We start from the raw sequence: 12,096 nt of genomic DNA on the forward strand, positions 1-12,096 counted from the left end.
CTCCGCCCGGAGTGGTGGCGCAAGCGCCAAGAAGTGCGGATGCTGCAACGGTGGCCAGGATCTGGGCCTTCATGTTGTTCCCCTCATGATTGTGCGCCACGCGGAACCCGGGCGCGGGAATGCGATAATGTTATGCGCGATTGGCCTGCCTGTTGCGCGCACGCAAGCATGCACACGTCGCCGGTCGGCGCATCTCATACGTTAGTCGAACGGGACGGGCTCGCCCTGGTTCCTGTCGGCGCGCTCCCGCGCGGTATCCAGTGCTTCGTCCAGCGCCTGGCGGTTCACGGTCATGAGACGTGGGCGGCCTCCGTCACGGTCGACGACCAGCCAGATTGCACCCAGTTCGAAGAAACCGCCCTGATCCTTTGCCACACTCATGCGCGAAAGATCGAGTTTCTGGAGTACCTCGATCATGGCCGGGTCGAATATCTCGTCGAACACGGCCTCCACTTCGGTGCGATCCTTGATCTCCCGTCTTTTCCCTTCGCCATCGATATAGAGCAGCGGCAGGCCGACTTCGCGCAGGAGGCGTGCCTTATCGCCGCTTCTTGCAGCATCGCGCAGCGTCGATATCGCCACGTCGAACTGGCTGGCACTGGTGCCGGTGGCGCAGGATATCGCGCCACCTTCGACAAAGTCATGATCGCGATCGAACTGGGGATTTCGTTCTTTCTGGCTCGACCATACCAACAACAGGCAATCGCCGGGGGCGGCCTCACCCTTGGCGACGATGTCGGCCGACTTTTCCGTCTCACCGTCGCCATCGGGCACGCACGCCCAGGCCGTCGTCACGGCGAGTAGCAAGGGGGAGAGGTAGAGGCGGTTCATGATGGCGTTCTGAGGGCGTAGATGAGGATCGATTCGTAGATCGAACCGTGGCGGTGCAGGGTGCTTTCGAAGAGCGTATAGGAATCGGCTCTCCAAGGGCCAAGTCGCAAGCTGGCGTTTCGTTCGAGAAACGGTTCCAGCGGACCTGAAGAGCGATTGACCCGCGCCAGCGTAATGTGCGGATGATACTTGCGATGGTCCGGTTCCACGCCGGCCGATACGCAAATACGATCGATTTTCTGGCGAAGGCGCTTCAGCTCGGGTGAAATCTCCACGCCAGCCCAAAGGGTGTGAACCCGGCCCTTGCGCACAAAGACTCCCGTGCCTGAAATCGTCAGGTCGAGGGTAGGTAGCTCGATTGCCTGAAGCTGGCGGGCCAGGTCCTCAGCCAGATGCGTATCGACCTCTCCGATATAGCGTAGCGTGAGATGAAGCTGGTCATCATCCTGCCAGCGCACATCGTCTACGCCCTCCATCAGATCGATCAGGGCGTCGCGTATCTCTGGCGGTGGACGAATGCCGACGAAGAGGCGGTGAGACATGCTAGAAAACTGTCACTGGACGGTAAAAATCTGGGACCGCTGGCGATCGGTCAGGTCGAATAGGGGTCGTCGTTCTGGCGCGGATCCCCATAGCGGCCCTTCATGAAAATCTTGGCCCGGCGCTCGCTGCGAAATTGCAGACCGCGGGCGAATTTTCCGCCGGCGTGCGTATAGTCCAGTTCCGCCGCGATCGCCTCGTAATCGCGGCTTTCGATTGCGGTGTTAAGCCGCGGGCTCTCGTTTTCCGATACATTCCCCAGGCCGACATTGTACACCAGATCGAGCAGGGCATCGAATTCATGCTGGTGAAGCGGAAGGTCGCCGACCAGCAGGCGCACGCCTTGTTCTGCCTTCGCCAGATCGTGTTCCAGGAATTGCAGGACCTGCGCCTCGTCGACGCGATCACCGACCTGCAGATCGTCTTCGGGAAGGATCAGGTGACCGACCCCCACGGTGGGATATCCGGCCACGTCACGGTAGACGGTGTATCGTACGCCTTCTTCCTCGATCAACGCCTGCTTGAATGTGCCGCTCGCTTTCATCAGCGCAGCAGGCTTGCGTACACCTGCGACGTCATCGACCACCCGTTGCATGTTTTCGTCGATGCCGAAAGCCTTGCGCGCTTTTGGCGGGCCGGTGAACGCCGTGAGGCCGAGCGCGCCAGCGCCGAGCATCAGAGTGGCGCGTCTGCGCGCGGAAAGTTTGGGTTTGATATGGAAGGCTTGATAGGCTGCGCGGCGCGCACGGCGAAGATCGCGGCGATGCCGACGCTGCCGGTTCAGTCGTTCGAAAATCCCTTTCGATTTTCCGTTGTTTCCTGAGCGCGATGGCGCGCGCGACCAATCTATGTCGTCCAGCGGACGGTTGAAGTCGGTCAGGATGGCCTCGAGCCTGGCATTCGTCTGGGTATTGCGCCGCGTACTGCTTGATCGTTTATCGCTTCCCTGCGGGTGTGGAGCGGTGTCCTTGTCCATAAGGCGGGCACCTTTCGGTCTCTATCTGCTCTGGCACGACACCTCCTGAGCCGCCGTTAGGGGCGCGGGAAATGCCGTGCGCTGTCTGTCTTGTCTTTAGAACGGTTCATGGGGCACAATCGGTCCACGGTTCGTCGCTGCGCAGCCCCGTCCGGGCCGCGCCTTGCCGGTCAGGCAGCCCGGCGGACCCTGTTTCTGCCCGTGCGCTTCGCTTCGTAACACGCAAGGTCGGCGCGCATGAGCGCATCATCGATGCTCTCGCCAAACAGCCAGGGCGACAAGCCGATAGAGGCGGAAATGCGGATGCCGGGACGCTCGGTGAACCGGTCTTCCAGCTTGGCGATCATCATCCGCAGATCGTCTGCCCCCTCGGCGATGGCCGTATCGGTAACCCCGCGGGCGATGACCAGAAATTCCTCGCCGCCAAGCCTGAATGCAAGGTGCTCACCCTTACCCTCCAGAGTGGCAGCCCAGTCGCGGATCGTATCCGCGGCGGCTATCAGCACTTCGTCACCAACGGCATGCCCGAAGGTATCGTTGATCGCCTTGAAACGGTCGAGGTCGATCGTCAGGAGGTGGCGCGAATGCGCGCCGCCCTCCGTGTGCGTTTCCTCGAACAGCTTGCGGCGGTTGAACAGTCCGGTCAGCGGATCGCGCCAGCTGAGGAATTCGGCACTGGACAGCGCAGCGGCAAGGTCTTCGGACAAACGCCGGTTTTCGACCAGCGTACGCGCGGAACTGCGCAGATGCTGCCCCGCACTCGAACTGTAGAGGCGGATGCCGACCACGGCCAGGGTCACCACCCCGATCATCGCCGGGTCGCTGTTGGCAGGGTGAAACAGGATGAGCGCGCTCGCCGTCGCCCAGAAACTGACCAGCATCCCGTCGCGCGCTGCGGGCAGGGCGGCGAGCGTGACTGCGATCAGCGTGATCGTCACAACCACCACAACCCGTATCAGCGCCACGGCCGCGATGGATGCCCCGGCCGGTTGCGGCCATAACATCAGTGCCAGCGTGACACCGGTCAACGCCATCGCGCCGAACACGATGCGCTGCATGGTCTTGATCGGGTGGCGCGCCCTGACGCGCACATCCAGTCTCGCCGTCGCATTGCGGGTGAACAGGAACGACGCCAGCCGCAATGCCAGCAACAGCGCCATGGCGGCCGGGTTGGGCAGCACGGCAACACCCACCGCCAGCATGCTCAGGCCGATGAGGCTGGAAGGAAGCGAACGCCGCTCGCGATCGAGCATTGCGATAACCGCTTCCCGATCGACTTCGTAGGAATCGATCGGGATGCGCGTAAAGGCGCCGGCACCTCTGCCGTCAGTGTCCAGATCGTTTCGCAATGGTTGTTTCCCTACACCCTCTCACGCCGGGTCTTGGGAAAATACCGTCCAATCGTTAACGTTCCTGCTCGCAAAATTCACTTTATCCCGGATCACCAGATGCGCGCGCGATCTTCCGGCGCGATATACATCTCGTCATCCGGCGTGATGTTGAACGCTTCGTACCAGGCGTCCACGTTACGCAGCGGAGCGATGGTGCGATAGCGCGACGGGCTGTGCGGGTCGGTCGCTACCTGGTTGCGCAGCGAATCCTCACGCGCCTTGGCCCGCCACACCTGCGCATAGGCGAGGAAGAAGCGCTGATCGCCGGTCAGTCCGTCGATCACGGGTGCTTCCTGGCCGTTCAAAGCCTTCTTGTAGGCATCGTAGGCCACCAGCACGCCGGCAAGGTCGGCGATGTTTTCGCCCATCGTCAGATCGGGATTGATGAAACTGCCGGGGACCACTTCGAACTTGGCGTATTGGTCGCCGAACTTCTTGGCCTCCGCTTCGAACCGCTTGGCATCGCCCGCGGTCCACCAGTCCTTGATCGCCCCGCTGGCGTCGATCTTGCGGCCCTGGTCGTCGAAACCGTGGCTGATTTCGTGGCCGATCACCACCCCGATCGCACCGTAATTGACGGCCGGGTCGGCATAGGCATCGAAGAACGGCGGCTGCAGGATGCCTGCGGGGAAGACCATCTTGTTTTCCAGCCCGCCATTATAGGCGTTCACGGTCTGCGGGTTCATGCCCCACTTCTTGCGATCGACCGGTTTGCCGAGATCGCTCATCGCGTAATCGGCATTGAACTTCGTCGCGGCGACCATGTTGCCATACAGATCGTCAGGCGACATCGGCAGCTGCGAATAGTCGCGGAATTTCTCCGGATAGCCGACCATCACGTGCATCCGCTCCAGCTTGTCCAGCGCGGCCTGCTTGGTGTCGGGGCTCATCCATTCGTTGCCGCGAATGCGATCGCCCATGGCCAGCTTCAGATTGGCCACCAGTTCGTCCATGCGCGTCTTGGCGATCTTGGGGAAATATTCGGCGACGTAGGCCTTGCCCACCTGCTCGCCCAGCGAACCGTCGATGGTGTCCACCGCGCGCTTCCAGCGGGCGCGCTGTTCGCTCGTCCCGTTCAGCGCGCTCGTGAACTGGAACCGGCTGTCGACCATTTTTTTGTTGAGGAACGGCGATGCCTGATCGGCGATATGCGCTTTTTCCCACAGCTTGAGCGTGTCCAGATCGGTACTGGCATACAGCGCCGCGATTGCTTTCACCGCCGTGTTATCGGTTACGATGATGCGGTCCTGCGGCGGGATGTTGTTGCCCTGGAAGAATGCATTCCAGTCCACCCCGGGCGCATAACTGGCCAGCTGCGTTCCCGACATGGGATTGTTGATCTTCTCGATCTGGCGCTTCTGTTCCGCATCCCAGTTGAGCTCGGCAACATAGGTTTCGAATGTCATTACGCGGCTGGCCGCCTCGCGCGGGTCGGGCTGGCCGATATTCCGGAACGTGCGTTCGAGGTAATCGAGATAGGCCCCGCGCTGCGGCGCGAACTTCTCGTCGAAATAATACTCTTTCTCCGGCAGGCCGAGCCCGCCGGACGACAGCCACAGCGTGTTCATGGTCGGATCGTCGGGATCGGCATAGGGACCCGCCCCGAACAGCGAACCGCCGAACTTGCCATAGGTCGAGCCCATGTAACGGGCGAATTCTGCCTTGTTCGAAATCGCATCCACCTGCGCCAGCTCGCGCTTCAGAGGGGCGATGCCTGCCTTTTCGATCGCCTTTTCATCCATGAAACTGGTATAGAGCGCGCCATATTGCGAACCTGCCGGCGCATCCGTGACGAGGCCGTTCACTTCTTCGGTTACATCTTCGCGCAGATTGTAGAACGATCCGACAGAGGGGCGGTCAGCGGGGATTTCAGTCCGGTCCATCCACGCGCCGGACGCATAGCGTTCGAAATCGTCGCCGGGGTCGGCGGTCAGATCGCGCGCTGTCAGATCGATGCCGTAATCGCCGATCTTGGCCTGGCCGGTCACGACGATGGTGTTCTCGTCGGACGCGGTTTCGTCGGCAAAGGCAGGAGCGGCGAGGGCAAGGCCGATCGCCAGTGCCGAGGCTGCGGACAGAGTTTGGAGTTTGCGATACATGGCTTTGAGTCCCCGTTGATCGAATACGCCTTTATATAGGATCGGTGGCTTTGCCGGCATCGGGCTAATCGGCAAGCGGCCGACGCGCATCGGCGAAAGACACGCTCGTGCCCTCGCGATCCGGTCGCCTCGGTAAACGGCAGGTCTCGGCACAGGTGAAGGCCGCGGAACACTGTCCCGCGGCCTTCTTGGTTGACGGGCAGAGCCCGTCTGGGAGAACAGTTTAGAAGGAGAAACCGGCTCCCGCAGCCACACCGCCCTTGCCATTGGCACCCATGGTGCCGCTGACTTTCAGGACGGCCTTGCCGTCGGCAAAGGCAGACGACAGGCCAAAGCCGAACGACGCCTCGCCGCGATAGTAGCCGACACCGCCGCCGACCATCATCCTGCCGGGCTCCAGGGCTTGCGGGATCGACGCCATCGCCATGGCCGAAGCCGTACCGGAGAAAGCATCGTCGCGCAGTTCAGCCAGATCGAAGCCGATCTGTGCCACTCGCATGTCGGTGTAGTTCATCGAGTCCGTCAGGACGCCGGTAAGTCCGGCCTCCATCTGGCGCAGATTGACCGCATCGGTTGCCGCAGTCGCATCGGCGACATTATGCAGCGCCACCGGGGCAGACGCATCCCTGCCGATCAGCGTGACATCGTTGGTGATGGTCCCGCCGTTGCTGGCCGTCGGATTGTCGGGGTTCGAGTACTGAACCGCCACAATCGTGCTGCCTGCCAGATTGTTGTTGATGGTCTGGATATCGTCCGTGTTCTGCTGAACGTTCTGGTTCGTGGCAAAGAGCTGCGAACCGTTCACGGCATCGGTCGACGTCGCGGACAGCGTCCCCGCGGCGACATTGGTGACCTGCACCGGACCGTCGTCGGCACCGAAGAAGGCTACCGTATTCGTCGGCGTGCTGCTGCGGGTCGATGTATCGGCCGTCGCCACATAGCCAACCGGAACATTGGCAAGGTCCGCCTGGATCTGGTCGATATCCGTTTCATTGACGGTCACTCGCGTATCGAGAGTGACGATATCGCCCTCGTTCACCGTGACCCGGTCGTCGAGATTGTCGATATCCCCTTCATTGACGGTAACGCGTGTGTCCAGATTGGCGATGTCACCCTCGTTGACGGTAACCCGGCCATCGAGATTGGCAATGTCGCCCTCGTTGACGGCAACCCGACCATCGAGATTGGCGATGTCGCCTTCGTTGACCGTGACGCGGCCATCGAGATTGGCAATATCGCCTTCGTTGACAGTCACGCGGCCGTCGAGGTTGGCAATGTCGCCTTCGTTCACGGTCACACGACCGTCCAGATTGGCGATATCCCCTTCATTCACGGTAACACGGGTATCGAGATTGGCGATGTCGCCCTCGTTCACCGTTACGCGATTGTCGAGATTGACGATGTCCGTTTCGTTCTGCGTGATGCGATCGTCGAAACCGTCCACCGTCACCTGGATCTGGCCCACACTCGTCTGCAGGCTGTTGATGTCGGTGCGGTTCTGGGCAATGTCGGTTTCATTCTGCGTCACCCTCCCGTCCAGTGCATCGACGGCCTGATTGGTGGCGAACAATTGCGAACCGTTCACCGCTTCGGTCGACGTCGCGCTCAACTCGCCGTCTGCGACATTGGCGATCGTAGTGCCGCCAGCGCCGCCCAGAGTGATCGACGTCTGCGTTGCATCGTCATAAGCGACCGACGTATCCTGTAGGGCAGCGATATCGGTTTCGTTTGTGGTTACCCGGGTGTCGATCGTGTCGATATCGGCAGCGTTCACCGCAACATTTTGATTGGTGGCGAACAATTGCGATCCGTTCACCGCCTCAGTGGACGTCCCGCTCAACTCGCCCCCGGCCACGTTGGAGATGGTCGTTCCGCCGGTACCGCCCAGTGCAATCTCGGTCTGGGTGGCGTCGGTGTACATCACGGACGTATCCTGCAGGGCAGCAATGTCGCCCTCGTTTGCAGTTACGCGCGTATCGATGGCATCGATATCATCGGCATTTGCCGTGACGTTCTGGTTCGTTGCGAAAAGCTGCGACCCGTTTACGGCATCGGTGGATGTCGCATCCAATGTGCCGGCAGCCAGGCCGGTTATGGTCGTTCCTCCGACACCATCGAGTGTAATCGTTGTATGGGCAGCGCTATCGTATGTGACCGTGTCGCCCACTGCGGCGGCGATCGATGCATTGACCTGACCTACGGTGGCAGCATCGGTGTCGGCCGTACCGTCCAGAACGTTCGTGATCTGCCGTTCCGCACCCAAGGCGCCGACGGAAACGCTGTTGATGCGATCCGCCAGCGACCCTGTACCCAAGGCAACCGAGTTGATGGCACTCGCGGTCGAGCCGGTACCAAGAGCCATGCCATTGACGGCAGTCACTTCGGCGTCGGTCCCCAGCGCAATCGCGCCGGTCGCCGTCAGGCCAGTGGTGGCACCGTTGCCGAATGCTATCGAATCCGCTGTTCCCGCACTGGCAACCTCACCTTCGCCAAGGCCGGTGATCTGGTTGCCGCCGATGCCGATACCGGCGGGATTGTTGAGGGTAAGGCCATCGACCGTGACATTGCATTCTCCCGGACCGACGATCGTGTTGTTGCTGTTCAGCACATCGACGCTGATCGGATTGCCGGCAACGGCGTTGCCGACGATGTCACCAACGTTGATGTTGAGGGGACTTGGCAGACCCGGCAGCAGCAAAGTGCTCAGTGGACCTAACAATCCATTCAAGTTCGTTTGTAATGGCGTAACGATACCGGTGTTCACCTCTCCCAACAGAGCTGTCAGATCGGATTCGTTCAGGCTCAAGCCCGTACAAACATCCACAACAGGCTGTGTCTGCGCGTAAACCGGTGTTTGCGGGATTGCGAAAGATAAGGCGGCTAAGGAAGTTGCAGTCGCCATGTTAACGATTTTGCTTCTAACCATTGATGTTCTCCCATTTAGGAACGGGCGTAAACATCTGTTTGATAATCTTAATTTGGTCTTCGAACCGAATCGCCGATACCCTAGGAAGTATCCTTACCAATCCCTTATCGAACGCGTTCGCAGATCGGGTTAACCGATTGGTTATCTTTATGATTACCAGTTAATGAACTTTTTGCTCGATGCGCCGGACTAGGGGCTAATACGGGGGGCTCTATCGGCCTCCGCGCCAAATCTTTGTCGCGGCAATGGTTTTTCGGGTCGAAGGGGCCCCACTGGCGTTTTCGATCGTTCGTTCCCATGTGGCAGGCAAACGTGGAAAGGTTGCGATAACGCGTCCTCACGGATACCACGTAATTGCGAACACAACGGGAACACTCTCCTTTTCATGGCACTCACCAAAATCTCGGTCCGCGGCGCGCGTGAACACAATCTCAAGGGCGTCGATATCGATCTGCCTCGCGACAGCCTGATCGTCATCACCGGGCTTTCCGGGTCGGGCAAGTCGAGCCTGGCCTTCGACACGATCTATGCCGAAGGGCAGCGTCGTTATGTCGAAAGCCTGTCCGCCTATGCGCGCCAGTTCCTCGAAATGATGCAGAAGCCCGATGTCGAACATATCGACGGGCTGTCTCCCGCCATCTCGATCGAACAGAAGACCACCAGCCGCAACCCGCGCTCCACCGTGGCGACGGTGACCGAGATCTACGATTACATGCGCCTGCTGTGGGCGCGCGTCGGTGTGCCCTATTCGCCCACGACCGGCCTGCCGATCGAGGCGCAGACCGTGTCCAACATGGTCGACCGCGTGATGGCACTGCCCGATGGCACGCGGCTCTACCTGCTCGCGCCGGTCGTGCGCGGTCGCAAGGGTGAATACCGCAAGGAACTGGCTGAATGGCAGAAGGCCGGCTTTACCCGCGTGCGGATCGACGGCGAGATGTACGGGATCGAGGAAGCGCCCGCGCTCGACAAGAAGTTCAAGCACGACATCGAAGTGGTCGTTGATCGCCTTGCCGTGAAAGAAGGGATCGAAACGCGCCTCGCCGACAGTTTCGAACAGGCGCTCAAGCTCGCCGATGGCCTGGCGTATGTCGATCTCGCCGATGGCGTAGTGCCGGGGCGCGAGGATGAAGGCGAAGCGGGCGGGGCGATGAAGGGGGCGGGCCTGCCTGCCAACCGCATCGTTTTTTCCGAACGCTTCTCCTGCCCGGTATCCGGCTTTACCATCGAGGAGGTCGAACCGCGCCTGTTCTCGTTCAACGCGCCGCAGGGGGCCTGTCCGACCTGCGACGGGATCGGCGAAAAGCAGTTGTTCGACCCGCAACTGGTCGTGCCCAACGAAGCGCTCAGCCTCAAGAAGGGCGCGGTCGTGCCCTGGGCCAAGAGCAATCCGCCGTCGCCCTATTACATGCAGGTGCTGGCCAGCCTCGCGAAGGAATTCGAATTCGATCTCACCACCCCGTGGGAGGAGTTCGACAAGGAAATCCGCGACATCATCCTTTACGGTACCAAGGGCAGGGCCATCCCGCTCACCTTCAAGGACGGGCGCAAAAGCTACACGGTCAAGAAGCCCTTCGAAGGCGTGATCGGCAATCTCAACCGCCGCATGCTGCAGACCGAAAGCGCCTGGATGCGCGAGGAACTGGCCAAGTTCCAGACCGCGCAGCCGTGCGAGACCTGCGGCGGCAAGCGCCTCAACGAGAAGGCGCTGGCGGTGAAGGTCCCGGGCCCCGACGGCCCGACCGATATCGCCACCCCTACCAAGATGAGCGTGGCCGATGCCAAGGGCTGGTTCCTCGCGCTGCCCGACCAGCTTTCCGAAACGCAGGCGCAGATCGCGCATGCCATCCTCAAGGAAATCAACGAGCGGCTGGGTTTCCTCGACAATGTCGGGCTCGACTATCTCAACCTCGACCGGACCAGCGGCACGTTGAGTGGCGGGGAAAGCCAGCGCATCCGCCTCGCATCGCAGATCGGCTCGGGCCTGTCGGGCGTGCTCTACGTGCTGGACGAGCCCTCCATCGGCCTCCACCAGCGCGACAACGACCGGCTGCTGGAAACGCTGAAGCGCCTGCGCGATCTCGGCAACACGGTCATCGTGGTCGAGCATGACGAGGACGCGATCCGCGCCGCCGATTACGTGGTCGATCTCGGCCCCGGCGCCGGCGTCCACGGGGGCGAGGTGGTGGCCGAAGGCACGCTGAAACAGGTGCTCAAGTCCAAGAAATCGCTCACTGCCGCCTATCTCACCGGCCGTCGCGAGATTGCCGTCCCGGCCAAGCGGCGCAAGGGCAACGGGCACAAGCTCACCGTCCACGGCGCGCGGGCGAACAACCTCAACAACGTCACCGCATCGCTGCCGCTCGGCACCTTCACCTGCGTCACCGGCGTGTCGGGGTCGGGCAAGTCGTCCTTCACCATCGACACGCTCTACGCGTCTGCCGCGCGCCACCTTAACGGCGCACGCGTGGTCGCCGGCGCGCACGACAAGGTCACCGGCCTCGATTATTGCGACAAGGTGATCGAGATCGACCAGTCGCCCATCGGCCGCACCCCGCGTTCCAACCCCGCCACCTACACCGGCGCCTTCACCCAGATCCGCGACTGGTTCGCGGGCCTCCCCGAAAGCCAGGCCCGCGGCTACAAGCCCGGCCGCTTCAGCTTCAACGTCAAGGGTGGCCGCTGCGAGGCGTGCCAGGGCGACGGGCTGATCAAGATCGAGATGCACTTCCTCCCCGACGTCTACGTCACCTGCGAGGAATGCGGCGGCAAGCGATACAACCGCGAAACGCTGGAGGTGAAGTTCAAGGGCCACTCCATCGCCGACGTGCTCGACATGACGATCGAGGATGCGGAAACCTTCTTCAAGGCCGTCCCTCCCATTCGCGACAAGATGGCGATGCTCAACGAAGTCGGCCTCGGCTACGTCAAGGTCGGCCAGCAGGCGACCACGCTGTCAGGCGGCGAGGCGCAGCGGGTGAAGCTGGCCAAGGAACTGGCCAAACGCAGCACCGGGCAGACGCTCTACATCCTCGACGAGCCGACCACCGGCCTCCATTTCGAAGACGTGCGCAAGCTGCTCGAGGTGCTGCACCGGCTGGTCGATCAGGGCAATTCGGTCGTCGTCATCGAACACAATCTCGATGTCATCAAGACCGCCGACCACATTCTCGATCTCGGCCCCGGCGGCGGCGTGCGGGGCGGGGAGGTTGTCGCGCAGGGCACACCCGAAGATGTCGCCCGGGTCGAAGGCTCCTTCACCGGCGCCTATCTCGCGCCCATGCTCGAACGGCAGAAGGAAGCGGCGGCATAGGGGGGTTCGCGCCCCGCCGC

At 61.5% G+C, this 12,096-nt stretch carries 7 protein-coding genes; 1 reads left to right on the forward strand and 6 read right to left on the reverse strand.

Annotation, left to right across the window (positions count from 1 at the left end; genetic code table 11):
• Positions 1-201: 201 nt before the first annotated feature.
• The 6 genes from ACIGGE_RS11270 to ACIGGE_RS11295 all read right to left on the reverse strand — a co-directional run bounded on the left by ACIGGE_RS11270 (position 202) and on the right by ACIGGE_RS11295 (position 8,643).
• Positions 202-831, reverse strand: coding sequence for a hypothetical protein (locus ACIGGE_RS11270; protein WP_397490392.1), 630 nt, complete (start codon positions 829-831; stop codon positions 202-204).
• Positions 828-1,373, reverse strand: coding sequence for an RNA 2',3'-cyclic phosphodiesterase (gene thpR, locus ACIGGE_RS11275; RefSeq protein WP_397490393.1), 546 nt, complete (start codon positions 1,371-1,373; stop codon positions 828-830). Before thpR ends, ACIGGE_RS11270 begins: the two co-directional genes overlap by 4 nt.
• A gap of 50 nt (positions 1,374-1,423) precedes the next feature.
• A complete protein-coding gene (locus ACIGGE_RS11280) occupies positions 1,424-2,347 on the reverse strand; it encodes a lysozyme (RefSeq protein WP_397490394.1) in 924 nt (307 codons plus the stop codon).
• 170 nt (positions 2,348-2,517) lie between these two features.
• On the reverse strand, positions 2,518-3,696 hold the full coding sequence (locus ACIGGE_RS11285; protein ID WP_397490395.1) for a diguanylate cyclase domain-containing protein: 1,179 nt from the start codon (positions 3,694-3,696) through the stop codon (positions 2,518-2,520).
• Positions 3,697-3,788: 92 nt separating this feature from the next.
• Positions 3,789-5,837 carry a M13 family metallopeptidase gene (locus ACIGGE_RS11290; protein ID WP_397490396.1) on the reverse strand — a complete coding sequence of 683 codons (2,049 nt, stop codon included), beginning with the start codon at positions 5,835-5,837 and terminating at the stop codon, positions 3,789-3,791.
• Positions 5,838-6,060: 223 nt separating this feature from the next.
• The gene (locus tag ACIGGE_RS11295; protein WP_397490397.1) at positions 6,061-8,643 is read right to left on the reverse strand and encodes a beta strand repeat-containing protein; all 2,583 of its coding nucleotides are present in this window, start codon (positions 8,641-8,643) and stop codon (positions 6,061-6,063) included.
• Positions 8,644-9,148: 505 nt separating this feature from the next.
• On the opposite strand from ACIGGE_RS11295, the gene uvrA reads away from it, so the two are divergent.
• The gene (uvrA, locus tag ACIGGE_RS11300; protein ID WP_103023237.1) at positions 9,149-12,076 is read left to right on the forward strand and encodes an excinuclease ABC subunit UvrA; all 2,928 of its coding nucleotides are present in this window, start codon (positions 9,149-9,151) and stop codon (positions 12,074-12,076) included.
• Positions 12,077-12,096 lie beyond the last annotated feature (20 nt).

It is taken from the genome of Qipengyuania sp. NPDC077410 (assembly GCF_044543405.1).
Taxonomy (GTDB): domain Bacteria; phylum Pseudomonadota; class Alphaproteobacteria; order Sphingomonadales; family Sphingomonadaceae; genus Qipengyuania; species Qipengyuania pacifica.

Bases quoted from the DNA above. Each gene is read 5' to 3' on its own strand.
- ACIGGE_RS11270 (WP_397490392.1), bottom strand. From the start codon at position 831: ATGAACCGCCTCTACCTCTCCCCCTTGCTACTCGCCGTGACGACGGCC.
- thpR (WP_397490393.1), bottom strand. From the start codon at position 1,373: ATGTCTCACCGCCTCTTCGTCGGCATTCGTCCACCGCCAGAGATACGC.
- ACIGGE_RS11280 (WP_397490394.1), bottom strand. From the start codon at position 2,347: ATGGACAAGGACACCGCTCCACACCCGCAGGGAAGCGATAAACGATCA.
- ACIGGE_RS11290 (WP_397490396.1), bottom strand. From the start codon at position 5,837: ATGTATCGCAAACTCCAAACTCTGTCCGCAGCCTCGGCACTGGCGATC.
- uvrA (WP_103023237.1), top strand. From the start codon at position 9,149: ATGGCACTCACCAAAATCTCGGTCCGCGGCGCGCGTGAACACAATCTC.